The 26,944-nt window shown below is 43.2% G+C and carries 15 protein-coding genes and 3 tRNA genes; 14 read left to right on the forward strand and 4 right to left on the reverse strand.

Annotated features, from left to right (window positions below):
- Positions 1-3 precede the first annotated feature (3 nt).
- The 13 genes from VHA01S_RS08195 (at position 4) to csm6 (ending at position 23,647) form a co-directional block, all read left to right on the forward strand.
- Positions 4-1,335 carry an HlyD family secretion protein gene (locus VHA01S_RS08195; protein ID WP_023403893.1) on the forward strand — a complete coding sequence of 444 codons (1,332 nt, stop codon included), beginning with the start codon at positions 4-6 and terminating at the stop codon, positions 1,333-1,335.
- Positions 1,325-1,702: a hypothetical protein gene (locus tag VHA01S_RS08200; RefSeq protein ID WP_023403894.1), complete on the forward strand. Its 378-nt coding sequence runs from the start codon at positions 1,325-1,327 to the stop codon at positions 1,700-1,702. Before VHA01S_RS08195 ends, VHA01S_RS08200 begins: the two co-directional genes overlap by 11 nt.
- Complete coding sequence (locus tag VHA01S_RS08205) at positions 1,695-1,916, forward strand: hypothetical protein (RefSeq protein WP_023403895.1); 222 nt, start codon at positions 1,695-1,697, stop codon at positions 1,914-1,916. Before VHA01S_RS08200 ends, VHA01S_RS08205 begins: the two co-directional genes overlap by 8 nt.
- Entirely contained in the window at positions 1,909-5,094 is a 3,186-nt protein-coding gene (locus VHA01S_RS08210; protein WP_023403896.1) for an FtsK/SpoIIIE domain-containing protein, read from the forward strand. The genes VHA01S_RS08205 and VHA01S_RS08210 overlap by 8 nt, the downstream gene beginning before the upstream one ends.
- Complete coding sequence (locus tag VHA01S_RS08215) at positions 5,091-6,824, forward strand: Card1-like endonuclease domain-containing protein (protein WP_023403897.1); 1,734 nt, start codon at positions 5,091-5,093, stop codon at positions 6,822-6,824. The genes VHA01S_RS08210 and VHA01S_RS08215 overlap by 4 nt, the downstream gene beginning before the upstream one ends.
- Positions 6,825-7,412: a hypothetical protein gene (locus VHA01S_RS08220; RefSeq protein ID WP_023403898.1), complete on the forward strand. Its 588-nt coding sequence runs from the start codon at positions 6,825-6,827 to the stop codon at positions 7,410-7,412. It begins immediately after the preceding gene.
- On the forward strand, positions 7,405-8,133 hold the full coding sequence (locus tag VHA01S_RS08225) for a PP2C family serine/threonine-protein phosphatase (protein WP_023403899.1): 729 nt from the start codon (positions 7,405-7,407) through the stop codon (positions 8,131-8,133). The genes VHA01S_RS08220 and VHA01S_RS08225 overlap by 8 nt, the downstream gene beginning before the upstream one ends.
- Positions 8,130-9,626, forward strand: a complete 1,497-nt coding sequence (locus VHA01S_RS08230; RefSeq protein ID WP_023403900.1) for a protein kinase domain-containing protein — start codon at positions 8,130-8,132, stop codon at positions 9,624-9,626. Before VHA01S_RS08225 ends, VHA01S_RS08230 begins: the two co-directional genes overlap by 4 nt.
- Positions 9,623-13,060 (forward strand): AAA domain-containing protein, encoded by a 3,438-nt coding sequence (locus VHA01S_RS08235; protein WP_023403901.1) that lies wholly within the window; start codon positions 9,623-9,625, stop codon positions 13,058-13,060. The genes VHA01S_RS08230 and VHA01S_RS08235 overlap by 4 nt, the downstream gene beginning before the upstream one ends.
- The gene (locus VHA01S_RS08240; RefSeq protein ID WP_023403902.1) at positions 13,057-15,201 is read left to right on the forward strand and encodes a hypothetical protein; all 2,145 of its coding nucleotides are present in this window, start codon (positions 13,057-13,059) and stop codon (positions 15,199-15,201) included. The genes VHA01S_RS08235 and VHA01S_RS08240 overlap by 4 nt, the downstream gene beginning before the upstream one ends.
- Complete coding sequence (locus tag VHA01S_RS08245) at positions 15,201-18,167, forward strand: DUF8727 domain-containing protein (protein WP_023403903.1); 2,967 nt, start codon at positions 15,201-15,203, stop codon at positions 18,165-18,167. Before VHA01S_RS08240 ends, VHA01S_RS08245 begins: the two co-directional genes overlap by 1 nt.
- Positions 18,168-18,170: 3 nt before the next feature.
- Positions 18,171-22,112 (forward strand): DUF2357 domain-containing protein, encoded by a 3,942-nt coding sequence (locus tag VHA01S_RS08250; RefSeq protein ID WP_023403904.1) that lies wholly within the window; start codon positions 18,171-18,173, stop codon positions 22,110-22,112.
- 404 nt (positions 22,113-22,516) lie between these two features.
- Positions 22,517-23,647, forward strand: a complete 1,131-nt coding sequence (gene csm6, locus VHA01S_RS08260) for a CRISPR-associated ring nuclease Csm6 (protein ID WP_023403906.1) — start codon at positions 22,517-22,519, stop codon at positions 23,645-23,647.
- Between the two features lie 173 nt (positions 23,648-23,820).
- On the opposite strand, the gene VHA01S_RS08265 is transcribed toward csm6, so the two are convergent.
- Positions 23,821-24,132, reverse strand: a complete 312-nt coding sequence (locus VHA01S_RS08265) for a helix-turn-helix domain-containing protein (protein WP_255209307.1) — start codon at positions 24,130-24,132, stop codon at positions 23,821-23,823.
- A gap of 229 nt (positions 24,133-24,361) precedes the next feature.
- Here VHA01S_RS08265 and VHA01S_RS08275 point away from each other — a divergent pair, with 229 nt between their 5' ends.
- On the forward strand, positions 24,362-25,579 hold the full coding sequence (locus tag VHA01S_RS08275; RefSeq protein WP_023403909.1) for a site-specific integrase: 1,218 nt from the start codon (positions 24,362-24,364) through the stop codon (positions 25,577-25,579).
- A gap of 835 nt (positions 25,580-26,414) precedes the next feature.
- On the opposite strand, the gene VHA01S_RS08285 is transcribed toward VHA01S_RS08275, so the two are convergent.
- From VHA01S_RS08285 to VHA01S_RS08295, 3 genes are all read right to left on the reverse strand, one after another.
- A tRNA-Val gene (locus VHA01S_RS08285) sits at positions 26,415-26,491 on the reverse strand.
- Positions 26,492-26,527: 36 nt separating this feature from the next.
- Positions 26,528-26,604, reverse strand: a tRNA-Val gene (locus VHA01S_RS08290).
- 38 nt (positions 26,605-26,642) lie between these two features.
- A tRNA-Val gene (locus VHA01S_RS08295) sits at positions 26,643-26,719 on the reverse strand.
- Between the last annotated feature and the right edge of the window lie 225 nt (positions 26,720-26,944).

Consider the following 26,944-nt stretch of genomic DNA (forward strand, 5'->3'; position numbering starts at 1 on the left):
GGAATGGCGTACGTATCCATTGAACAAGTTGAGAGTCTTGAGGAGGCAATTGCCGGACTTCAGTCGACCTACGACTCCATGGAAAGTGCCTGTCAGGTTCAGATTGCTGCTACTGAAGCCAAGTTGACCGAAGTACAGCAGGAGGCCGATAACAGCGCTCAACTTATGGATGCTTCGATGGAAGCCGAAATGGGGGCTGGGCAGCAACTGGAACAGGCTAATGAGCAGCTTTCTTCAGCTAATGAGCAGTTGAGTTCCGCTTATTTATCTCTATCCGCCTGCGAAGCGCGTGGGAGCTATAATGACGATGACAACAACTATGAACCGCCCAACTGTTCATCTGAAGAGGCTAACATAGCTGCCGCAGAATCAGCCGTCACAGAAGCAGCATCCGCTGTTAAGGCTGCTGAGGAAGCTTTGGAAGCTGCGAAAGACCACCGCATGCAGATGGAGCAGCGAAATGAAATGGCCCGGCAGTGTCTTGATATGGCAACTCAGCTGGCGGAAACAGTGCAAACGGAGTGTGCAGCTCGAATTGCCAGTGCTGCGGCTCACCTTGAAAGAGGAAAAGCCCGATTGGAAAGCGCCAAGGTAGCTCTCAACGCTTATCTCGATACGCACCCGCCAGCTGCGGACTTTTATGCATGGCTGAAGTGGACTCCGGACTCAAGTAAGCCGGTTACGCCAAAGGAGCTGCATTCGAGGCTGAATCTATCCGTTCAACAGCAGCGCTATTATTTTGAATATCTCACTGATCGTGATCCGGTATTCAGAGCCAAGATTGCGGACTACAGAAGCCAGCTCGAAGCCGCCAACGGTCCGGCTGAAAGGCATGCGGTTCAGCTTAAAATCCGCCGAAACCTGAGTGGCTACTGTGGCGAAAAAATTGTGGAACAGGCGCTGAGTCCGCTTGGACATAAAACGGACACGCAGGCCCGGACCACATTTGAGGATGGTAGATTTACCAAAACTGACCTGATCATCGAAGATCTCAAAGTACCGGTTATTCTCGGTCGTGGTGAAGGTATGAGTGCTCCGACTGGAGGCTCTATCGCTATTGAAGTTAAATGCGGCCGGGCTTCGTACCTTTATTCTCAGAAAGATCACATGGTTTTCCAATCCGGCGGGCATCAGGAAGCTAATGCATCGATGACGGTATGTTCACGCGACATCAAGGATTTAACTCCAGAACAGGAAAAAGAACTGCGTGAGGCCCTTCGGAGTGCCGGATCGCCATTACTAGGCATGCTCCCGACAAAAGACGAGATCGACAAAGCCTCTTGGGACATAGTGAACGGTTCTAATGCAAATAACGGAGGAACTCTTGAAAATTAAGATCGCTCTGATCCCAAGTGAACGCACCAGCAAAGCTCAGGATCTTTCTTCCAAGCTTCAGAATGCTATGGAGTCAGGTGAGATGAGTGCTGTTGATAAGCTCACGGAAGAACTGTTCTCGTTAACGGATAGTGAGTATTCCCTGTCCTTACCGGAAGAATACTGGCACCAGCTAATTGAAAAGGTTAGATGCTCTGATGACGATTTCAAGTCCGACTACATTATGTCCAAGCTGCAACTCGAGACGATTATTGTAGCTGGTGTAGCTGAATCATTTGCGGATGTTTTAGGGGTTATTGAACAGGCATTAAAGGCTGATGGTATCGTCCTTCAGCTTCCATTTGAAGAAGAGAATACCTATGTTTGATGATCTATTTAATGTGACTTCACAACAGATGGTCAAATTTTCCGACACCGTCAGAGACGAGTTTGGTCAGTCTATTGTCTCAGACGTATTCGAGCCCCTTTTGCAGGACATCTCCGACCTTCAGCAAGTGGGAGAATTGTTTCAGACCCGAGCCGCCGAGATTGATCAGTTAACTGGAGAGGTGCTATCGATAGGAAGAATGTGTCATGAGTAACAGCCGTAAAAACAGGGACTCCATGCCTAAACGTCTGTTCGATGCCGTTGGCGCAATGAATAAGGCGATTCTAAGGAAGGAAGATACTTACCACCAGCTTCAAACTGAACTGAAGCAATCGGAGCAGGACTGCAACAGAGCTATAGGAAATCTCCGGGCTGTCAGCGAATGTGTAGAAAGAGGCGAACTGGCTGCGTTGCATGATAAAGAGACAAAGTTGCAAAAGGATCTGCAATCGCTAAACAATGAGATCCGCATCGTAGAGGATCATATAAAGCAGGTTGAAAAATCCATTTCCGACCTTGCGAATGATAAGGACAGGCTTGACCGTGAGATCAGCCAGCGCTCCACCTTAATTTCAATCATAAAATATGTATTTGGTGATGCTGAACGAGAGGAATCTGAAAAAATCCTGAGAGAGATTAAAAAGAATGAGCATGGCAAAGATGATTTAATCAAAACCAGCTCCAAACTCAGCTCTCGAAAGGCTAGTTTGGAGAATCGGCAGAATGACCTGAAAGTTGAGCTTGCAGGTATCCAGACCAAAATTAAGCGATTGAGTGATTCCAAACTCGCTGTAGTCAGAAGACGAAACGACGCGCTGAATTCTCTCAAGTCAAAAAAAGAGCAGATTCGCGAGAGAAAACATCGGGCGCACGAGGAGTTTGAGAAGAAATGGGTTTCGGCCCTGAAGAATCTTGATGACCTATGCAAAAGGGTCCGCCTGCGTCAGCCGCATCTGAATGAGTTAGTAGCCGAAAATATCAATACGGGCACCATTTTCCCTGACGCTCTGGCATTTGGGCGCATGTACCTTACCTATCAGAACTGGAAAGGTTATATCCCACGGCTGATTCCTTTTCCTTTTAAGACATCGTTCTGGTTACCCGACCAGACTACAGGGCATCGGTTGATTCACCAGCTGATGCTTCGGCTGATGCACTGCTTGCCGGTCTGCAATGTTGAAATTACCGCTGCAGATCCGCTGAGATTGGGCACTTCTCTGGACCCGTTTCTTTCCCTGTTGAATGTAAAACGGCTCTTTCCCGAGCAGCGATTGCTGACCCGGTCGGACGAACTGGAAAATGCTCTGGCCCGGTTAACGGATTATGTCGAGGATCTGCTTCAGAATAAATTTAAGGGAGAGCTCAAGAGCTGGTCCGTCTACAATGAGGTAAACAGCAGCAATCCCATACCATATAAACTGTTGCTCATTTTTGGAGTGCCGGAACAGTTGACGGACAAAAGCCTCTGGTACCTTGGACGCCTTCTGGAACACGGCCCTATCTGTGGCGTTCTTCCTGTTTTGACCATTGATGAAAGTCGGCTGGAGGACCGCAAGTTTACGGGGCTGCGCACCGCGATAGACAAATATGCTAAGAGAATGGATTCCATTGTTCCAGCAGAGATACTGACCAAGCATGTCTCTGAAATCAATGTTGTGGAGGAACAGGAGTTCTGGCTTGGACGTTCTGAGCTGACCGATTTTCTGGCATCTATATCTGACCGATATGAACAGAGCGCGAAATTCAGCAAAAGCCTCACTGACCTCTGGTGCAATTCGGACTACTGGAGTCACGACGCTGTTCAGGGTGTACAGGTTCCGATCGGCTGGACTTCGGATGGCGAGATCGTTCATTTCTCTATCGGCGGGGTGAATACAGAGCACCATGTTCTTCTGGCGGGGCGTTCAGGCTCTGGAAAATCGAACCTGCTTCATGTTCTGATTCATAGCCTCTGCCACACGTATTCACCTTCGGAGTTGAATATCTACCTGCTGGATTACAAGCAGGGTACAGAATTCAGTGTTTATGCTTCCCCTCCGCTTCCTCAGGCAAAACTGGTGGCTACAGAGAGTGATCCTGAATACGGGGTAACTGTTCTGGCGCATTTGACGGAGGAGATTGAAAAACGGGCTCAGGAGTTCAAAAGCCGGTCTGTCCGCGACTTTTATGAATACAGGGAATCTTCAGTAACCGATCTCCCGCGTGTCTTGCTGATTATTGATGAGTTTCAGATCCTGTTTTCTGAGGGGCGGCAAGTGGCAGCTCCCGCAGAGAAAATGTTGAACAAGCTGCTGAGGCAAGGACGGGCCTACGGCATACATGTACTGCTGGCCACCCAGACACTGAAAGGAATCCAGTCTCTTTCAATGGGCCAGTTGATAAGCCAAATCGGCTGCCGGATTGCCCTTGCCTGCAGCGAGGAAGATTCCGCGATGATTCTTGGTAACAGCAACTGGGAGGCTTCCAAATTGAGTTGCCCACCGGAGGGCATCATTAACAATTCCAACGGGGCAAAATCGGAAAATCAACGGTTTCTGATTCCATTTGCCGATAGTCGGCTGTGCAAGGATCACATTACCAAGATTACTCAGTTCGCAGACCAACGTGGTTACTGCAGCTCAACAAGAATATTCAACGGCTCGCGTCTGCCGGAAATGCCTACAGCTGCTTGGTTCAAGTCAAAAAGCCATGAGGCGGTGCAACTTCACCTTGGTGAACGTTTGAGTTTTGAAGCTGAGCTGTTTTCACTGACATTGGTTAACCGACCGTCATCGAATTTACTTATATCCGGCTATAGCGATGCAATCCACGACGGTCTGCTCGCCTCCATCCTTCAAAGTTTGGGTGCTCAGAATGGCATCGATGAAATTATCTACTTGAACGGACGCTCCATAGTGCCGGTGGGGGCATCAAAATATCTCGATGGTGCCGGAAGTAGACCTATTTCAAAGCACGAGAGTGTTCCCGCATTGAATCTGGCCGAGATCTCCAAGGAATTACAACAATCAAAAAGAATTGTGATTATTGACGGACTGGATTCGGCCAAGGAATTTCACTCCGGTCCAGCGAATTTTAGACCGGTTAAGAAAGATGAGCTACCTTCCCCACAAGAGAGCCTGAAGAAAATTCTGGAAGACGGTCCGCTACAAGGGACATTTGTTATTGCATTTGTGGATAACTGGAAGCGCTGTAACTCATCGTGCAAGGACCTTCTTGGGTTCTTTGAGATGCGTGTCGGATTCTGCATGAATGAAGATGATGCTGGCTCATTCGTCAGTGGAGCAATAGGAAAACTTAAAGGGCTTGAAACAGACAATCGCGCTGTCTTTGCCGATCGCTTGAAAAATCAGGTTAGTTGGGTACGTCCATACATAAATGGGGAAAGTTTATGAAGAAATATTTAATGACATGGTACGGAATGACTGATTTTAGGGCCTCACTCGGGCTGGAACGGACAACCGGCCCGGTTCTTGGAGCTTTGCTGGCGGAAGATTACACCAACGCAGTAATCCTTGGTTTCACACATCCAGATAAAAGAGAAAACAAAGCCTATGAATTTCAGCAAAAAACAGCAGAGATCGAGGGTTTTGATTCTGCAACCGTGAGAAAGTTTCTCGATTTGTTTTCTAATACAGCGGAAGCGCATAATCATTTTAATCAGTGGCTTCAAAAGCAACTTCGGGATGCAGGTAAAACGGTTGATGTGCATTTCCACCCTGTGGAACTGACGCATCTCAATGACACGGAGGGCATCTATGAGGCCGCGACTCAATCCCTGAATACTGTTGCCGCATCTGAAGGTGAAAAGCTCGCTACGCTCTACCTGAGTCCGGGGACTCCGGTTATGGCTTTCGTTTGGGCTTTTGCGGCTCTGAGGCACCCGACGCTAAAGAAACGTCTTATCGCATCTTCTCAGCCCGGGAGACCTCCTGAGAGTGTTTTGCTCCCAAAAGAGTGGATGGAATGGCACGCAAAAGCCATTCCTGAAAAAACTGGAGAAATTGAGCACTTTGATGCGATATTTCATTTGTTCGGAGAGCAAAGGATGCCTAGTCTGCTTGGAATCAATCAATTCCAAAGTCAGGATCATGTATTTGTAAATTCGACAGACTTTCCTGCCAACGTGATGAAGCAGTTCATTGCCGAAAGTGGGTTTTATGAACTCTCCGTCGATCCTTATGATCCTGAAAAAGTGAAAACTGAAATACTCAATATTGTTGAAGCTCTGCCATCAAATTATCGTATAGGATTTAATTTAACTGGAGGTACTAAGCTTATGTATGCAGGTGCATTGGCTGCATGTAGAAAAGTGAATGGGATACCTTTTTATTTTGACAATCGAAGCAATAAAACTATTTTTCTGGACACCTTTTATTCAATACCAACAAAAACCATAAACTCAGTATCCACATTTATTCAATTAAATGGAAATGATTTGTGGGTATCAAAGCATGGTGATTGGGAAGATATCCCTGGTGTAAACAGCTCTGAAAGGGATAAGTTAACTTCGGAGCTTTGGTTAGCTCGCTCAAAAATTTCGAAGCTGTATAAACATCTTGTTAAGTTTAATGACTCTGATGAACCTTTTAATGTTTCTGATGAGGGAATTTCGGCTCAGTTATTGAGTGACCGTCAAGCTGAAATTAAGATAAACAATAAGCTTTTCAAATTTGAAAAGTGGCCGAATTTTGCTCGTTATTTATCTGGAGGTTGGTTTGAAGAGTATACGTATCGTCAATTAGAGCCCTTGTTAAATTCAGGACTAATAAAAGATCTTAAGATAGGTTTGGAAGTGTCTGTTGATGATGGGAAAGGTTATTCATTTTTATCTGAATCTGAACTGTACCAAGAGTTAGATATCACATTTACCGATGGTCGTTCGCTTTATGTTGTCGAATGTAAAGCAGGAGGTGTTAAAAGTGATCAAATAATGAAATTACAGAACATCGTTAGATATTTTGGTGGAATGTCTGGACATGGAATATTAGCTTGCTGTTTTTCGCCCAAAAACAAAGTTGTTCGTAAAAAAATTGAAGATTCTAGCAATATTCATGAAGTTGCAGGTAGCTCTTTGCAACACCAAATTAAGTCAATTGTTCTCAAAAATAATAAGTGTCTATAAATGAATAATAGCATCTATATAATTGTTCAGTCCTCAGGTCGTATGAACGAGATGGGGAAAATTCATCTGCTGCAGAATCTGTGTCGTTATGCGACTCAGTTAAGGCTGATAGATCAGGAAAAATACTCAGACTCTGACATCCGTTTTTATCAATGGGCACAGAATGTTTCTGAGGCCGCTTTGCAAAGCGACGGGGATATCCCTGCTTTAAACGCTGAAGGCTCATCGAATCTATGTGCTATCTCCGATTTTCTGTCCCAGTACCTGAATGATACTGGGAGATTAATGGTTCTCATTTTGTCTGACGGCAATTTCCCAAATTCAGACATCGTAAGCTTTCAGAAGCAACTAGGCACATTCACCGACCTGATCATTCGAACTGTTGCAGTCGGTGCTGATGCTGACTTGTTGAAGTTGAAGAAAATTTCCACAAACAGGACTGTTTACCTTTCGGAGAATATAGCGTCAGCGATAGACGGTATAATCTTTGGTTCGGATGAGCCGTTAATCACGCCATCATCCACAGCTCAGATTCTGCAATCCGCACCACCTGAAACAGAAGAACTAGAGGAAGATTGGGATGCTTGAGCAACTCTGGAATAGCTGGGGTGCTACAGTAGTCGGGCCCCTACATGTTAAAGCTGGAATTCCAAATCAAGATTCTTGGATGGTACGCCGGTATAAATGGGGGAATGTCGTTGTTGTATCCGATGGCCTAGGCAGCAAGGCACATTCAGATCACGGTTCAAAAGCCGCTTGTCTTGCTATGTTTGAGGCAGCCAAGAGCTACCATAATACCCCCGATGCCAATATCGTTGATATTTTAAGGCTCATTCATGCCAACTGGCTTGTGAAAATAGCTCCGTACTCTTCAAGAGATTGTTCGGCTACATGCCTTTTCGCCATCCAGAACGAAGGAATAATCACTCTTGGACGCCTTGGTGACGGAATGATTGTCGCCCTTGGAGAAACTGGCGAAAACGATCTTATTCTCTGTGATAACAAACAGGATTCCTTCTCAAACTACACAAACAGTCTTCAACAGGAGTTTAAGCCAGATCAGTGGGAAATCGCAACGATTGAAAGCACGGCATGCTGCGCAGTTGTGCTATGCACCGATGGTATATCCGATGACTTATTACCTGAAAAGCAGATGATTTTTGCGCAGGAACTCCATTCCACTTATGCAGACCTGGAAACGGAGGAAAGAAAGAGGGATCTTAAACGTTGGCTCAATGAATGGCCGGTTCCGGGACATTCTGATGACAAGACGATCGCATGTCTGTTTAAGAAAGGAGGCTTCCAATGAGTCAAAGATTCAACGAGTATGTGGATGAATATCAGAATGTACACATTCAAGACAAGGTGCTCGGTCAAGGAGGCCAAGGGGTCGTTTTTCGTACCAAGGACCCTGATCTGGCGATCAAGCTTGTTACAGATGAAAGCGGAACTCCGGTCACTGATGAGGAATCGGTGGAACGGTATTCAAAGCGCTTTAAGCGAGTCCGACTCCTGCCTTTGCCAGAAAACCTGAATATATCCGTACCGGCAGTTCTGCTTCAAAACAATGCCGGTTATGTGATGCAGCTTTTGAGTGAAATGGTTCCGTTCAGTCATTTCTGGCTCGATGGCAAGTCCGCAGAAAATATTGGTACAGACGATATACCGGCATGGCTTTCGGCAATGCCTGAGAACGAAGCTAAAAAGATTGTGCATTATTACAGAACCGGTGGGCTTAGACGCAGGCTTCATGCGCTATACAAATGCGCATCATTGCTGGCACGCCTTCATGGTAATGGTATGGTCTATGGTGACATTTCTCCCAACAATATCTTTATTTCAGAAAGGCTTGGTGATTCAGCTGTCTGGCTGATTGATGCTGACAATATTCGATTTGAAATCACCGCAGGTGGAAGTGTTGTTTACACACCAAAATACGGAGCCCCCGAGCTGGTACAGGCCAAAGACGGTGGAAGACCTTCAAGTGATTGTCATGCGTTCGCGGTCGTGGCTTTCTACCTTCTTTCGCTGATTCATCCTTTTGTCGGAAAAAAGGTAGATGGAACGGATGAAGGTGACTGGGCTGATGAGGAAAATGATAGCGAGGATGTTGAAGATAAAGCATATGCAGGGTTGTTCCCTTGGATTGACGACCAAAATGATGATTCAAATTCTTCCGACAGCGGTCTGCCTAGGGCCCTTCTCTTTACAGAAAAACTGGTCACTTTATTTGAGGGAACATTCGGCTTAGGCAGGAAATTCCCATTGTTGCGGCCGACCATCTATCACTGGCCTGAAGCTCTCGCTCAGGCAGCTGATATGACTGTCACGTGCCCAGACTGCTCTATGAACTATTACTATGATTTCATTCACCCGGAAACAGGGGCTCACAATTGCCCTTACTGTAAAGCGCAGAGGCCGCAGGTGCTCATTCTTGAGTCTTATCGATGGAATGGACCGGATAAACCCATAAACTCACCATGCTGGCGGTATGTACGTGAGATCTCGCAGGGGTCAGAGCTGGCTGTACCTAGACGAGTCTTTGCTGAGTTTGCAATGCTTGATTCGGATACAACAGAGGTGCTTATATCTTCGAGCAATAATGGTATTTTGATTAAAAAGTCAGACCATGGCAAAGCAGATTTGTCTGTTGCTGCTGACAGTTATCCGCAGAGTGGTTTTAAGAAATTGTATTCACAAATGAAAATAGACCAGTTAACGCCGGATGTTCAGTTCTGGATGTTCGCAAATTTGAATAGTCCTCGGTTGGTTAAATGTATGATCTACGGAGGTGGCAAATGAAACTGAAAGACATAAATGCTGAAATTACCTTTGAATTATGGTTGAAACCGGAGTTGTCTGGAGAAACTCCAAACATTGGTATTGGATATATCGCACCCAACAATACTGGACAGGCATACAGATTAAGAATCGATGGCCAGCAGTGGAATGTACTGCTTCGTGATCCCTCGGCCGAAAAGGATCTGAATTTTCATCTGAAAAGAGGTTGTGCGCACCTTGCTGAGGTAATGCAGGTTGCCAAGGACGACAGTGCGCTTGTTAAAATCATTTTTTTCAATGGTGAAATCGTTGAAGTTGGTGACGTGGAGATTGGCATTGATGAACGCATAGAATCAACGGCTAAAAGAAATGGCATTCGCTTTAATGGAGTTGAAGAGCTGGGGAACGTATTAAATGAAAAATGCAAAATCAGCGTTAGCGGAGAAGATTTCTTTCTGCTCATGAGCGGCCCATCCACCAAGGCTGACTTTGAAGCGGATACTTCTGAGGATCAAGACGCGCCCGACTTTCAAGCTGTTGTGCAGGAGAAGTACCGGGTATTCTCTATCTCTGGGGAGAGAGTTCGTATCCCTGTTGAAAGGCGCAATGTCGATAAGTCAAAGGACATCTATTTTGCGACTAAAGCGGTCTTCAAGGATAACCAGAAAAGTGAAGGATCATTGCGGCTGGCAAGGGGAGCCGTCCTGTTTTCTGACTACACCAAGACAGGTCGCATTCGAGCTTTAGCTGCTGGAGCGATGAGTCAACTTACTAAGGAGACCGGGAGTTACTTGAAACAGTGGGACGAGTACGGTGCAATTGAAGGTGAAATGCTGCTAGCCCGGGCCAAAGCAGTTAGCAGAATAGACTATCATGGCATTGAAAAGACAACAAAAGGTGTTAAGTTCTTTGTGTCGTCAATTTCGGATCAACTTACCGAAGGCGATGAGATAGAGATCACCTCCGAGGAGCCTTTATACATCAAGAATCCGGATCTTACATGGGAAGCCTACAGCAAGGCTCTGGAAGAAAAATTAGCTACCAAAAAGGAGCAGAAAAAGAACGATGCTGAAATGCCAGCTTCTGTTTATGCCCCGATCCTTAAACTTTCAAAAACCAGCATCGAATTGGACTTGCCGTCAATTCCGTCTGATCCAATGTTTTTGATTCTGTCCATCAATGGAGACAAGATTCAGATTGAAAGACGAATGCGGGCACGCTCAGCCATTCTGGAAGGACGCTGTGCTAATCCGCTTCTCGGCCTGTTAATTGAAGAAGGAGGAACACTCCCAGACATTCAACGTGTCACCAAATTGAAGCCTTTGACGTCCTTCGTGAAAGAGAAGATTTTTAAGCATCCTCCCACAGACAGGCAGGTGGATGCTATCGACGTCGCATTGAACACCCCGGATATTGCTCTTATTCAGGGGCCTCCAGGAACAGGCAAAACAACTGTAGTTACAGCAATTCTTGAAAGGCTCAATGAGGAATATGACAAAACCAAGTCGATAAGAGGTCAGATACTTGTATCCGGTTTTCAGCATGATGCCGTTGAGAATATAGTTGCAAGGTTGAGTGTTAATGCACTTCCGGCAGTTAAGTTCGGCAGAAGGTCCGGTGACTCGGAATTTACGGAAGATGCTGTCACTGAAAAAATTAACAAATGGTGCTCCAATGTCGCCGAGAATATTCGAAACAAAAACCCCCAAATCGCTCAGACTGAGGATCAGGTAAGACTGATGGAGCTGTTTGTCGCATATTCAATGTGTCCCTCGAAGAACAACACAGTCAGTTTAATGAAACGTATTCTGGATTTGCCCAGAGACGTGATTTCTGAGGATATCACCAATGAGGCTGAAGAAATCATCAACTTCCTGCAAACCGAATTGAAGTCGAATGATCCTTCCACCTTGCGGCTCGTTAGAGCTCTGCGTGTCAGTGAAGCAGCCTTTGTTGACGACGGCGCCGCAAGAGCAGTCGATTTGCTGGATAAGATAGAGGACGGATCTGTTAATCCGGATTTAAGTGTTCTTGAAAAAGCGGCGCGTTGGCGCAACGACAAGCCGTTGAGTTTTCTTTCTGAGCTCAGAGAACTGAAAGAAGCTCTGCTCTATAAATATCTGCCTTCGCCTGATTTCAGGACAGAAAAACCAAGAGAGGATGTTTTGAGATTGGTGGCAACAGTATCTCAGCTTCTGGAGAAAAAACTCAATTCAAGCAATAAACGAGATGCGATACTGGCAGAGTTTTTACATGAGCTTGAAGATAACCCTGATGGGGTTCGTGAGGCCATAGAGGACTACAACTTTGTGTATGCTGCAACCACTCAACAGGCGGTTGGGAAAGACATCATCCGCTCAAAGAATAAAAACGTCCGATATGATCAGCGAACGGAAATGGTTAAGTACGATACGGTGATCATAGATGAGGCCGCGAGAACCAGTCCGAGAGACCTGCTTATCCCGATGTCTCAGGCGGAAAAAAGAATAATCCTTGTCGGGGACCACAGGCAGTTGCCTCATTTGATTGATGAGGAGGTCGCAAGAGCTTTGGAAGGTGACGATTCATCCAGTCAGTCGATTGATGTCGATTTTGTCAAGAAAAGTATGTTTGAGTACCTGTTCAACCGTTTGAAAAAACTGGAGGAGAAGGATGACATCAAGCGAACAGTGACGCTTGATGCTCAGTACCGAACACACCCACTGTTGGGAGATTTTGCAAGCCGCAACTTTTATAACCAGTACAATGAAGGTTATCGTTCTCCTTTAGCTGCTAAGTATTTTTCTCAGAAGTTAAAAGGCATCGAAGATAAAGCAGCAGTATGGTTTGATGTACCTAATAGTAGAGGGCCAGAAGGTTACAACAAAGAGGGTGGGAAGAGATGGAGAAGTGTAGAGGCAGAAGCTATAGCTGAAAAAATTAATATGTGGATCAAATCGAAAGAATCCTGTGCAGAATTTATGCAGGAACTGACTGGTGATACGAAGCATTCAGGTCTGAGTTTTGGAATTATTAGTTTTTATAAACCTCAAGTATTTGAAGTCTACAGAGAATTAGAAAAATACGGTGTCACGGAGAGGGCACAGGATGGTACATGGCAGATATGTCAGGAATACCGCTTTCTTGAAAATGGTGAAGAGCGGCTCCGTATCGGCACTGTTGATGCCTTTCAGGGCATGGAATTTGATATTGTGTTTCTTTCCATGGTGAGGTCTCAGGACATGAATGCCTTGCCGTCTCATATACACAACGAGCAGGATTACAAAAAGAAACAGCAAAAATTATTCGGCCATCTCATGTCGGAAAACCGATTATGTGTGAGCATGAGTCGTCAGAAGAGGGTCTTAGCCATTGTGGGAGACAGCGTCTTTACAAACACCCAGATCGCTGTGGATGCAGTTCCGGCTCTGAAAAACTTCTATGATTTGTGCCATGAAAAGGGGGTAATCCTATGAGTGCGCCCTCTATAAAAAAATCAGCAAAAGATCATCGTCCTAAAGTAATTAGTTTTCGCACAGCATTGGATGGATTGAACATCGCCGCCAGACAAAGTGTTCTATGGCCATGTCACGCCTTCAAAATCTCTATTCCGCAGAAGAAAAAGAGCGGCCTCAATGTGTTTGAAGAAGCTGTATTGAAGATAACAGAGATTGAATCTGGCGACACAGAAAATATTGCATTGGTCACTTGTTTGGAAAAGGAGCTGGTGGCCTTCATTCAGAATCGCCTAAACCAGCTCGGCCTATTGAATGATCGTTATGAGTTGTCTCAGTATGGACTGGAACTTCTGAATGAGTGGAAGAATAAAGCAGACGGAAATCTGGAATACACCGTGGCTACAGTGTTTGTAGATCTGCTGTCCGGGAAGCTTCTTCCATATGTTAGTATGGGGCAACAGAGTTATAAAAAAATCTCAAGGATTGGTGACAACGGATTTATTGATTTTCTAATCAATCCAACAAATGATAAGTCGACGGTCAGCGCAAGACAGATACGCCCTACAAAAGGCTCTTTCTGGAAAGCAGTTCCTGATTCTAACGATATCATCAGAGCCATCAGGGAGTTCAAGAAGAAATATAAACGGCATGCCCTGTTAATCCAAGATGTCGGTCAATATCCGCCTCCGGTGCCGATGGCTGAAGCCATATCTTTAAATGAGATTCCTGAACTTGTTTACTTGCATTGTAATGTCCTTATCCAGATAGGAAATTCTGACCTTTTAGTGACGGATGGATGCGGATTTGGCTTTTCTGAAAGCTTTGCTAATTACCTTACTTCTCAGGACTGGCAGTGGGTCATAGATTTGAAAAATAAAGGGGTTATCGACCGTCTGAGCTCCGATCAAAGCAATAAGGAAGTAGAGAACGAGTCTTTAGAGGCGGACTGGTTGAAAAAATACCCACAGATAGCACGGAGGCTTCGACGCGCACAAGAGTATATTTCAGACGCTGAAAAGATCGATGTTGATTCATCTAATGATGAGCAGGAATTTGGCCGCTTGACCAGCTTGGCAGTAGTCTCCTTGTATGAAGCAATAGAATGGGCGCTGAGATTTGTTGTCTCTGGCAACCCTGTGATTCACTGGGAACGCTTGTTCTCGTCACAGTCCTACCGGGAGAATGACAAGATATTGCGCTCGTTAGCTACCAAGATTGGGCTTGATGTTCCTGACAGTTTAAGGGGCCTTCTTCAAGTGAAACCTGGAAAAATCAGAGCTTTTGAGCGCGGGGTTTCAGAGATGCAGCCGCTACTAGCTTTGGCAATAGCTGGTGCGATAAATGATCCCCAGCACCCGCTGAATCATCTGGCTATTCAGGACTCTGGATGTCTCTGCTTTATAAATGCGCTGAAAAAAGTCAGGGATCCTGTATCTCATGGAAATTCACCAGATGTTGAACTCTCGCCGGAAACCCTCAGGGGCTATTGCGATAGAACCACTCGGCTCATCCAGTCCCTAATACCTGATATAACTGAAGATGATTATACAGCAAAAATAAGGAAAGGAAGAGATATTGATCAGGTCAGATTGAAAGCCAGGATCGATTTGGATAAGTCATTAGGAATTGGATTTGTTCAAAATATTTTACCATTATTGCGGGAAGAGTTGGTCAAAGCAACGATATTAAGCCAGAAGGAGACTCTGGATGACGAACAGCTTCAGCGCTATATAAATTTGTTGGCGTCCATTATGCAATTGTCGTTGTTAGAAGCTGCGAAGGGCCGGAGAACATTAGTCAAAAATCGAAATAAGTTGAGGGATGAAGCGATTGAAAAAATCGTTCAATCTGGTTTTTTTCCAGCGCCTGATGCAATACCTGCACAAATTAGCACAGTAAATGTGGATCGACTATATCGTGCTACTCAAGGCTCAAGCACAACTCTTGGGGCTCAACTTCTTGCACTCTGTTTAGTCGCATCAAAAAGTGAATTGTTAGATCTAAAAAGGTGTTTTCCGAATTGCTTTGAGCTTATCTCCAAGTTGATAAAACTTCGTGGTCACGGTAATCATCATCAACTTGACTTTACAAGGGAAAACTTGGAGTCATTAAAAATAAATGTATTCACACTAGTCAAAATAATTATGGAAGTATTTTAATGAACTCTAAAAGAAATAATAGCACCCAGGTAACTGTAAATAATGGAAAGGGAGGTCAGGCTGACAGAACTATATACTGCAAAGAGGAAGACCTCCTGAAAAAACAGCAGGAACTGAAGGAATTAGAATATTCTCTGAGCCAAAAAAAGACCTCTATCGCTCAAAAGGAACAGGCGCTAAAGGCTGCTAAAGACGTGATAGCCAAAAAAGAAGCTGAGATGAATGACAAACGTGTTCATCTAGAAGAGATGGAGCTTCAGGCAAAAAATGGTTTCCCGAAGCTCTTTGAGGAAAAGTTTGCTGGTTTAAGAAAACAATTGGAGCAGCGGGAAGCCAAGTGTATGGACGAGTTGGAATCTCTTGAAGGAGAAAAAGAAAAATTGCGGCAGAGAGAGGTGGCGGTACAAAAAGCTGAAGTCCAAAGGGACAATGGGTATGCAGATGCTCGGGCAAAGCTTGATGACGAGCTCTTCAATCTCCGGAAAGAACAGGAAAAAGAGTTGGAATCTCTTGAAGGAGAAAAAGAAAAATTGCGGCAGAGAGAGGTGGCGGTACAAAAAGCTGAACTTCAAAGGGACAATGGGTATGCAGATGCTCGGGCAAAGCTTGATGACGAGCTATTCAATCTTCGGAAAGAACAAAAAAAAGAGTTGGAGTCAAAACGAGCATACACTCTGACTGCGATTGAAAAGGAACTTTCGCAGGAGAGGGCATCGAGAATAGCAGCCTTGGAGAAAGAGGTCGCTGATAGATTTAAAGCTCATGAGGTGGCGATTCAACAGGAAAAGGATGAGCTCGAACAAAAAAGGAAAACTCTCCTGAAGGATCAAGCTGAGCTTGATGAGCTCAAGGATGAGCTTGAGTACCAAAAGCAGCGCCTTCAATCTCGTAAAGAAACTCTTGAAGAAAGAGAAGTGACTTTGAATCTTGAGGTTGATACCAAGATTGTTGAACGGAAACAATCTTTCGAGAATGAGAAGTCTGTACTTAATGATGAAATTGCCCGTTTGAGAGACTCCCTCAAAACAAGCTGTGCTCTCATTTCAAATTTCGAAGAACTGAGGCATAAACTGGATGATGAAGACCCAGCCGCTGTTTTACTCAAACTAAAAACGTATGAAGAGGAAATTAAAAAGCTGCGCGATGACCTTGCCACACGACCCACACAGGAAATGCAAGAAACTTTTGATCGCTTGAAATCAGAACAGAGAGAACTGCAGCAGACCTACGAGCGACTCGCTGAAGAAAATCAGGTTCTCAGAAGTTCAGCGCGCGCACAATCGGATCTTGAAATGCAGGTATCAGAGCTGACCGATAAAAATAAATCTTTGCTGAGGCGGTTTGAATCAATGGATGCCGAAAATAATCGATTAATGGAGGAACTTAAACGTTTACAATCCTCGTACGAACGTGAACAGGACCGTGAGGCAAGGATTCGGGATATTGAAGAGCCTTATGTTCAGAAAGTGTTACCAAGATCAACTAAATTGATAAAAGAAGTTGAACAGTATCGCCCATTAACGGCTGCTAAAGAAAATGGCAAACAACTAACTTCCGAACAATCTGAATTATTGGTAAAACTTGAGAAAGATATAACGAAAGGTGAGCTAGAATGGCTCGATCATATCAGAGAGTCTTGCATTGACTACGGTTTAAGGTTCCCGCGCCGGATACTCCATGCGTTCCATACTGCATTAAAAACCTCCGAGTGGTCTCCTGTGACGGTTCTAGCTGGTGTTAGTGGTACAGGCAAATCTGAACTCCCTCGGTTATATTCTCATTTTGGAGGTGTGAACTTTCTAAGCCTTTCTGTTCAGCCAAACTGGGATAGCCAAGAATCCATGCTTGGCTTCTTTAACTCAATTGACAATAAATTTGATTCTCAACCTGTTCTCAATTTGTTGACTCAAACCCAAAAAAGAAAATCAGAAGAATACCCTCTTGGTCTCAAAGATGCTATGAACCTTGTGTTGATGGATGAGATGAACCTTGCTCATGTTGAGCTCTATTTTGCCGAATTCTTAAGTAAGCTTGAACAAAGACGTGGCTGTAAAGGTAACGAGGTTCCCAATCTTGAAGTTAAACTCGGTGCGGGTATTCAACATTATGACTTACCACTGGGAAGGAATGTACTTTGGGCTGGTACTATGAACCAGGATGAAACAACCAAATCCCTCTCAGATAAAGTATTAGATCGCGGAACAGTTATTAACTTTCCTCGCCCAACAACTCTTGAAAGACGGAGTAAACTAAAACCATTGGGTGAACGAGAAGCTCTACTATCTCGTAAATTGTGGGAAAGTTGGTGGTGTAGAGAAAGTAAGTTCACAGATGATCAAATTTTGCCATTCAAAAGCTTTATTGAAGAGATGAATATATCACTATCCATGGTTGGTAGAGCACTAGGACATCGAGTATGGCAATCTATCGAATACTACATGGCAAATTATCCAGACGTGCAGGAAGCTCAGAGGAATAATGATGATGTAAACTTAGCTAAAGCGATGAAAATCGCTTTTGAAGATCAGCTTGTCCAGAAGGTTATGCCCAAATTACGTGGTATTGAAACACGAGGAAAATCCAAAACGGAGTGCCTTGAAAAAATCCGAGCTCAGCTAGTTAGTGGAGACTACTCAATTGTAGCGGATTTTGATTGGGCGTGTAGTGATATTAATTATGGCCAGTTCATCTGGAGTAGTGCTAATTATTTAAAGGATGATGTTCCTGTAGAAGAACTCAAGACACAATACTCTGAAAGTCTTGATACAGTCGTTTCTATGCAAGTGGAACCTAGCACCAATGTAAATACATCAAACCAGATACCTGATGAGCTTATTAACCATGCTAGAAATCAATCAAAGGACCTGTGTCAACTGACAATAGCAGAGATTAAAAAGGTCATTGGGTGTTCAGGAAAAGAAGCCAAATCCCTGAAAGAGTTGTGCAACAACACGAAGGAATCATAGGTTATGGGGGGGTCCTTAAAGATTGACTCTATCGAGTCTTTTTACAAAGCATTGAAGAGTCATGATGAAACTAAATCCAAGGCCGCTTTGATGCTACTAGCACGCAACTGGCTTACTGATATGACGAACTTTGATCCTATCTCTGGCTATGCTCAGCATACGAGCATCATGGAATTTTTAGGGGCAGAGGCGACGTTGATGCAGGATACACAGCCAGATAGAGAGGTTAAGGAGCGCTTATATCGTATTGTGTCGCACACAAAAGAAGCTGTACTGGCAATCATGGAGCATACTCAGGATAAAATATTACGAGAGCATGCAATGCTGCCTATATATGCAGCAAGAGAGGTTGACAGCAACAGTGTTCAATGGCTCAGCCGTCGGCCGGGAAGAACACTCCGAGAGAAGCTTTCCGGTAAACCTTATATGAAGGCTGTCAGAAGGAGATCGAGTGTTGATACAGCAGAAAACCGACTATTAAGAGCTTTTCTATCTCGGCTGGAGCGTATTCTGATTGAAAGACAGATTGCTTTGTCTGCAACGACAGAAGAGACCTGCGAGGAACTGCTTGTTTCCCTTCAACGCTGGCTTAGAACTGAAGATGCCACTGAAATTGGCAATTGGGGCAATCTTCCGCCCAACAACACGCTTCTACAGAATAAGCGTTATCGGAAGGTCTGGGATGGATGGCTCTGGCTTCAAGCTATCGATGAGCAGATCATAGAGGATAGCAAAAGAGTCAATAGGGATGTCCTCAGCGTTCTTTATTGGAGTACCCTTTCCATGCTTAGCCATAGTGGTCGCTTCCGGATAGTTCAGCAACCGGTCAGTCTTGATTATGACAGTTTTTCTATAGCTCCAGAATTACCTGTCCGAGGATTTTTGTTTTCTGCGTGCGACTCCAAGCTTAAAGGCAAGATAAAAACCATAAACCTGGAAAAAAAATTTGGCTTTGTAACACGAGAAAGTGGCGGCGATTTATTTTTTCATAAAAGCAATTTTTCAAAAAAATTAGCGTTCGATTCATTATCTATTGGAGATGAACTTTCTTTTACTATCGGCAGTAACCGACAGGGCGAATGTGCTGACGACATAACTCTTCCAGCAGAAATCATCCCTGTCGATTTCAATTTGACGGGTGATAAATGGAAGATACAAGTCTGTGAGGATAAGTACTTATTACAGATCGTTTCTGGGAATCTTGTTATTGAGCAAACTCAGGGCGCACAAAAGAAAATAAAAATAGAGGTAGCATCTCTCAAAGGGATACCGAAGGCGATACTGTCATTAATCGAAGATGCCCCGTTTGAATACTCTGCACCGACTAATAATCAAAGTGGCTCAATACGGATGGATAGCTCTGTGGTGGATCTGTGTTCTATCCGTCCCGCATTCACGAATAATACTGGTTCTCAGGTACATCTACCGTTCAGGTTGCTTCAGCAAGTTTGGATACATGAGGACGGCACGAAACAAATTATTGATTGTGGCAGTGCAACGGCAATAGTTCTGCGATCCGACATTCAAACTATAAGCATGCTGAGTCTATTTTCATATAGCTCAACACTGTCCGATGCCTTCAAAATTAGTGCATCGATGTTTTTTACAAAAAAGTTGAGTGATTATATTAAGGTAGACAAGTTGACCTATCTTGTCCCTGATTGGGGCAATGACTTCGCTCTGGAGGGAATAAGAAAAAGCGTCAATTTTTACTTTAATGAGTCTACACCTATTCCCCACAGCATAGCTGCTATCTTTGCATGGCAATCATCGAAGCAATTTCTACAGGACAAAGTCCGAGAGAATGATTTTGTGCTGGTAGTTGATTCATTTGACGGCGGCATTTCAATAACCCCAGTTCAGGCAATATACCAAAAAGAGCTGGACGAAAAATTGCCTGAGACACAAGGCATCAGCTGGGAAAGACATCCTACGATTAATGTGCCAAACAGAAGCATTCATATTGCTATGGCTCGCAATCTTGATCGTAATACCTGCCAGACATCTGAAGAGCTCCTCCATTTGTTCGGCTTTGATGGTTTAACCAATGACTCCGGGAATGTATCCTTTGTGACCAATGAGCACTGGTATCACTTATCGGGTTCTATTCGGGATGTTTTGACTCAGGATTTAGATCTCAATCTATTTTCAAACGACGCTATCAGTGACTACTTGAATTCTACAAACAGGGATTGTCGGGGAGTTGGTGTTTTTATCCTGCCTCTTGAGGATACAATCAGGAAACCTGATGTGCGAATGGATTACAAGTGGCTGGGGTCTGCATGGTCGACAATTAAAGGCTGCCAGAATTTAAACAGATGGCAAGAGGAAGTTGATGACATTGCCCTTTGGCGTGATCATCTTCCAAAGCTGTCGATCAGAGTTGTACGTGATGGCCATTTTGAAAATTTCTATTTGGTAAAAGATGCGACAGTAACACCGCAACGTGGCAGAACTGTGAATATACCAGTAGAAGAGTCATTTACTCTTCCAGCCGGACAAACGCATTACAGTTTTCCTCTGCAACAGGGAGAAGGTAATAAAGAAATGCAGTTTATTGCATACCTGAAGTCGCCAGCATTCCCTTTGAAAGCGGCCACGGCCTGCAAGCTGAAGATGACCTACACCTATGGAGCAGATGATCCATACGAATTAAAATTCATTCCGTTAGATTCAGCGGAACCCGGTTTTAAATCCATTCGGGTTGAATGGCGCTCAGTATCAGAGTGTGGGGCAGCCGATCTTGATAACTTGCCGGTTCCAGATTTTCCAGCCCGTAAAAGCTGGTTAGATTTTCAGGAGTTTCCTAAAGAGGATGGCAAAAACTTCTCTGACCTTTTGGACTGGGTCAAAAGAGACATCGAAAAAATCTCTGATATCTCACACAATGGCCGTGTTTCCGGATTGATACCTAAGTGGATAGACAAAGGAAAAGGTAATGTTTTCTGCTTTATTGATGATGTGTTTGTTCACAAGACCTCGTTGCATCTGAGAAAGGATCAAGATTTGCCACAACGTGGTGAATTACTCTCATTTTATAAAGTAAAAGATACGAAAGGAAAATCATCAGCAGAAGATGTGACAATCGGTACAGATAGTCCAAAGAGCTGCTTCTTATCTAAAAGTCTCCGATTTCCAGCATTAACCATCTGGAATCATGACCACTCCCTTTCAGAGTCAGATGTGCCTGATAGTTTTAGAGACACGATATTCGAAGGTACTCAAAAAATTATATCAATAATTGAGTCAGAAAATATGCCGGACTCTTTAAAAGAGGAGCTGTTCTTCTTTCTGTGTTGCCAACATAAGGATGCCCCAGAGGTTGTTGGTTCCCGACTTCTTGAAGCTGTGAATGATAAAAATCTTTTGCGGAGGTACCACAAGAACATTGCTTTCGCCATCGGTAATGCCGAACTGCCATACCAACAAGAGCTATTGGAGAATGCTATCAACCCCATTGATAATGAGGGCCTAACCAGATCCATTACCATGGAGGTTTTGTCGATAGCCCTTTGGCGTTCCAAAACATTGATCAACAAATTGACTAAAGAGGATCTCGAAGCTTTATCCGATAACTTATATGGTTGCCTTGAGTTCGACTTTCAGAAGGTTGTTAATGATGGAAAAGGATATCAGGTAGCGACTCTCTGTAAGCATTTGGAGCTTCTTCTTGCTCTCCTTAGAAGCCGAGGGATTGAGGATGAAGAGTTCAAAATGGTTTTCGCTCCAGATAATGATTTGACCAAAAAATATGTGACCTTGGTAGATGATATTTCTAGAATAGTATTTGATAGTGACATTGAGCTAAAGTCCCGAATCAGCCTTCAAATTGAAAAGCCGGAAATGTTCCTCAACACACCTGATCTGTTATATGCATTGCGGATGTACCTAACAGGTGATTTTGGAGCGAATACTATAAGTATTACGGGAGTAAGTGATGAGTAAACCAAGTTTTTTTAGTTGAGTACACACAGATAGTAGTTGTGTTGAGTGACCCTAGTCCTGAATGTCAACAAGGTAAACTGTACAAGTATGAGTCCGCAACTCTGCTGCTAATTACCGGAAAAAGCCCGTTTGTACAGGAGTCGCATGTCATGGAGCTATTGCTCTGTAACGAACGCTTAGGAGTTTGCTACCAATCACATAAATACCCTAAGCTTTACTATGCGGGATGGAACTACCTAGGATTGAACCACGTCATACTGGGAGGTCATCAACTACTGGGTGAGATAGATAATGACCAGATCCCAGTCTGGCAGTATCCCTTACTCAAGAGCTGATCGTTACTTTTAGCCAACCAGATATGTGAGATCATAGCTACGCAATTAACTAATTTATAAGAGAAAATAGTGAAAAATATTCTAGTTGCTGTTACTGGTGCAAGCCCACAAGTACTGACTGAAACCATATACGCTTTATACTATCAGGGAAAAACGATGCCTGAGGAGGTATTCGTAATAACAACAGAAAACTCAAAGCAAGTATTAGTTGAAGGTTTGTTTGAGCAAGGGTATTGGCAATCACTGCTAAAAGATTACTCCTTACCGAACATAAAGTTTGATGAACAAAATATTTGGTTAATCACAGATGAGCAAGGTAATGCGTTATCGGACGCAAAAGGGGAGGATGAACAATCTATTATGGCGGATTTCATCACCCAGAAAATGGCAGACTTAACGTCTGATGATTCTGTATCTATCCATGCTTCTATCGCTGGTGGACGAAAAACAATGGCTTTCTATATGGGCTATGCCATGTCGTTGTATGGTCGCGAGCAGGATGTACTTAGCCATGTGTTTGTTGATGATGATTTTGAATTTGTTGAAGATTTTTTCTATCCAACACCTTATGACAAACATATTGTTGGCCGGGACAAGAAAAAGGTCATTAACACGAGAGATGCGAAAGTAACTTTGGCTGAGATCCCTTTTGTAAGGATGCGAAAACAAGTAGATCCGTGCATCTTCAATCAGTTTGAAAACTACTCTTTTTCTAAAACTGTATCAGCGCTGAACAGCGCAGCCAGCACAGAAACCAAGGTATCCATATTTACCAAGGAGCGCTCGATTGAAGTTGCTGGTGTAACCATTAAGTTGACGGCTAAACAGCTTGCAGTTTATCTGTTCATACTTGCTCAAAGTGGGCGCAAATTGACAACAGATAGGTACTTTGAAGAAAACCTTGAATATGCAGCGCAATATCTAGACATACTGCAGGTGCTTAAAGCTGATGTTCGTACTTACCAGAGCTTAGGCTTAGAGGATGAAGGATGTTGGAAGCAGGGACAACTTGTAAATAAAGGGGTTGGTAAAGATGTAATCCAAACTTCTCGGAGTAACTTTCATAGCAAGATAAAGGGCGCTTTAGTTACTGAGCTTTATGACAAAATCTGTATTCACTCTGATGGTGCAAAAAGTGGAGCTACTTATAGCATTTCGAGTGACGTCCATTTTTATTGTGATGGTATTACCTTGTCTTAATATTTTAGTTCTATCCGTTTGATACAAGTACATACTCATTTCATAGTTTCCTTAGGGGAGATGCATTAGACAAGCTACATCTGTTGGGCAAAAGAGTAAGAAATGCAACAGCATTATTAATGATAGAACAACCAAAAGAAGTCATTTTTTTATGACTTGACGTCAGAAGGTTATCAATTAGGAATATACTCAACCACATCCTCAATTTTACAATCGAAGAATTTACAAATGGCTTCAATTGTAGTCATGCTTGTATTGTACCCTTTATTATTGGCAATTTTAGACATAGCAGAACTTTGAACTCCGACATGCTCAGCAAGAAAGCTCAAAGTGACTTTTCTTCCGTTGTATAGAGGTTTTGCCTCTATTAATTCCTTTATCTTATATCTAATCAAATTATTATTCTTTACTGATATAAAAACCGTCTTGATAAGAACTATTTTGACTCCTATTATTTGTCTTGTGAAGACAAAAAAGGAGGTCATATGGATCAAACTTTATTAACAAGCAAAGAACTCGCAGAGAGAATAAAATTTAGCGCCAACTACATTAACTCTTCTCTACGAGATTCCATTTTTATCGAAGGTAAGCATTACATCCGACCTTTTAATGGTAGGAAAATTTTATACATTTGGGAAGAGATCGAGCTCGATTTATATCAATCAGCTTGTAGAAATGCTTCTTACATCCCAATGGCGGGTGGGAGAGTGTGTAATGGGTAGTGTTAATGTACGAAGTGGTAAGCTATTCATCGATTTTCGTTATCAAGGGATTAGGTGTAGAGAGCAAACAATGCTATCTGACACTCAAGCAAATCGTCGCAAACTTCAAAAATTACTTAATCAAATTGACGCAGATATTCGTTTAGGTTGTTTTGTTTATAGTGAATGCTTCCCTTGCTCACAAAAAGTGAATAAGTTTGTGAAAATAGATGCTATTGCAAAACAGCATAAAGCTGAAATTCTTGGTAAGTATGAACTTGCTTCGAATGAATTGCAGGGTATTGCTACAATCCGCTTTGATGACTTTGCAAAAGAATGGTACGAAGAAAACGAGGTACGCTGGAAAGAGAGTTACAAAGAAAGTATACGCTTATACCTCGGATCTTATTTAATCCCATATTTTGGTGATGTATCGGTAGATAAAATAACCAGACCCGATATTTTGAAATATCGAGCCTCATTAGTAAAACCACGAGCTAATGGCAAAAGACTATCTGCAGACTTTATTAACCATGTTATGACGCCATTAAGAATGATATTGAATGAAGCAGCCGACCGTTATGAATTTAAAGCTCAATTTCAGAATATTAAACAGTTACGGGTTGAAAAGCGCGATGTTCATCCATTTAGCTTAGATGAAGTAGGTAGGTTTCTTAGTGTAGTAAGACCAGAGTTTGTTGATTACTACAAAGTCAGATTTTTTACTGGGATGAGAACTTCAGAGATAGATGGCTTGAAATGGAAGTATGTCGATTTTGATAGACGCATAATCTCAATCCGTGAAACATTTGTTCATGGGAGGATGGATACGACCAAAACGATTGGCTCTAATAGAGATATTCAAATGTCTTCAATCGTATTTGAAGCTTTATGTTCTCAGCAAAATGTTACTGGTGAGTGTCAGTTTGTTTTTTGTAATACAGTGGGAAACCCTCTGGATAAAAAGAATGTACGCGAGCGAATTTGGAAACCGGCACTGAAAGCTATGGACATTGACTATCGTCGTCCATATGAAACTCGTCATACAACGGCGACTTTATGGCTAGCTGCGGGTGAAGCTCCTGAGTGGATTGCTCGTCAGATGGGGCACTCTACGACAAAAATGTTATTTGAAATATACAGTCGGTTCGTACCTAACCTTACCCGTCAAGATGGTAGTGCTTTTGAGAAACTATTAAAAACCAATAGCGACGAGGGAGGTGAGCTATGAAGTACTCTTCGCTAGCCGTACATTGTACTAGCCTTTGTTGTGACATATTGCAAACGGAAGACTTTGTTTTTCTGACGCATGATGAGATAAATTGGCTTTATGATGAGGTTTATGAATTAATTCAAGAACGAATGGAGCTTTGGCCTGACACTTATCCGAAGGAGCATGAGTTTATTAAATCAGTTGCTCTCGGGATTCTAAAAGCCCTACATATTTGCAAAGATAACCATAAATCAGGGAGTCCTACTTGGCTATTGTGGGCGATGCAATCTAGGATAAGTTCAACATATAAACGGCTCTGTTATCTTAATCAAAGAGAGTTATGAATGTGAACTGTATATAGACATTATCAAATAATGGCGTACCGCACTTTGACTGGTTTGAGTGCGGTATTTTTTTGAGTATCTATGTGTTTTTTGTACTTTGATATTCATCTCGTTGTATTGAGTTTGTTAATCAAAGTGATTGGAGTGAGGATGATAGTTCAAATTTTGATGGCTGAGATTTGTTTAATCACAAGTTAAAAAAAATGAAAATAGTTCTGGGGGATTTTTCAGTAAGCAAGGAATCTATAGTTACATTGTAAAGACTTGAGTAGTAGGTAGGCGAGTGATAAACGAGTGATAAAAATAAAGGAAAATGGTCACAATTTTGGACACAAGATGGACACAATCATATATTTAACAAATTATCGTTTTTCGAAAAAAAAGTAGATACGCATAAATATACATAGATTAAAAATCATCAACTGAATGATTAAATCAATACTTTCAGTCAGGTTATTTTTTATGAAAACAATAAAGCCAAGCTAAGTGCTTGGCTTTATTGTTGAATTTGGTGGATCCGGGCGAACTCGAATCGCCGACCCCTGCCATGTCAAGGCAGTACTCTAACCAACTGAGCTACGGATCCAAATTGTTCAATAGTGCATTAATATGCAACAGTAGATGGTGGGTCCGGGCGAACTCGAATCGCCGACCCCCGCCATGTCAAGGCGGTACTCTAACCAACTGAGCTACGGACCCAAATTTTGTTGTTCAATTTGCATGTCAACGCAAGAGGATGGTGGGTCCGGGCGAATTCGAATCGCCGACCCCTACCATGTCAAGGTAGTACTCTAACCAACTGAGCTACGGACCCATCTTCTTGAACCAGACTGATGTTAGCGATAAGCGCGGTTGGGTTCAAGCACAAATCCTCGCTTTGTGAACTGTTTGCCGTTTTTGTAATCGGCTAGAGCATTTTTTGAATAAAAAGCGATCAATATTGTCGAGATCTCGACAAGCTTAATTAATGGGATCATTCAAAGAATCGCCACTTAGGTATTTGAATTCTTAGTTGAATTTGCCATCCTCATACTAGTGA

This window comes from Vibrio halioticoli NBRC 102217 (genome assembly GCF_000496695.1).
Classification (GTDB): Bacteria; Pseudomonadota; Gammaproteobacteria; order Enterobacterales; family Vibrionaceae; genus Vibrio; species Vibrio halioticoli.

Excerpts from the sequence above, each read along its gene's own strand:
- VHA01S_RS08195 (WP_023403893.1), top strand. The coding sequence starts at position 4 with ATGGCGTACGTATCCATTGAACAAGTTGAGAGTCTTGAGGAGGCAATT.
- VHA01S_RS08205 (WP_023403895.1), top strand. The coding sequence starts at position 1,695 with ATGTTTGATGATCTATTTAATGTGACTTCACAACAGATGGTCAAATTT.
- VHA01S_RS08210 (WP_023403896.1), top strand. The coding sequence starts at position 1,909 with ATGAGTAACAGCCGTAAAAACAGGGACTCCATGCCTAAACGTCTGTTC.
- VHA01S_RS08215 (WP_023403897.1), top strand. The coding sequence starts at position 5,091 with ATGAAGAAATATTTAATGACATGGTACGGAATGACTGATTTTAGGGCC.
- VHA01S_RS08220 (WP_023403898.1), top strand. The coding sequence starts at position 6,825 with ATGAATAATAGCATCTATATAATTGTTCAGTCCTCAGGTCGTATGAAC.
- VHA01S_RS08225 (WP_023403899.1), top strand. The coding sequence starts at position 7,405 with ATGCTTGAGCAACTCTGGAATAGCTGGGGTGCTACAGTAGTCGGGCCC.
- VHA01S_RS08230 (WP_023403900.1), top strand. The coding sequence starts at position 8,130 with ATGAGTCAAAGATTCAACGAGTATGTGGATGAATATCAGAATGTACAC.
- VHA01S_RS08235 (WP_023403901.1), top strand. The coding sequence starts at position 9,623 with ATGAAACTGAAAGACATAAATGCTGAAATTACCTTTGAATTATGGTTG.
- VHA01S_RS08240 (WP_023403902.1), top strand. The coding sequence starts at position 13,057 with ATGAGTGCGCCCTCTATAAAAAAATCAGCAAAAGATCATCGTCCTAAA.
- VHA01S_RS08245 (WP_023403903.1), top strand. The coding sequence starts at position 15,201 with ATGAACTCTAAAAGAAATAATAGCACCCAGGTAACTGTAAATAATGGA.
- VHA01S_RS08250 (WP_023403904.1), top strand. The coding sequence starts at position 18,171 with ATGGGGGGGTCCTTAAAGATTGACTCTATCGAGTCTTTTTACAAAGCA.
- VHA01S_RS08265 (WP_255209307.1), bottom strand. The coding sequence starts at position 24,132 with ATGACCTCCTTTTTTGTCTTCACAAGACAAATAATAGGAGTCAAAATA.
- VHA01S_RS08275 (WP_023403909.1), top strand. The coding sequence starts at position 24,362 with ATGGGTAGTGTTAATGTACGAAGTGGTAAGCTATTCATCGATTTTCGT.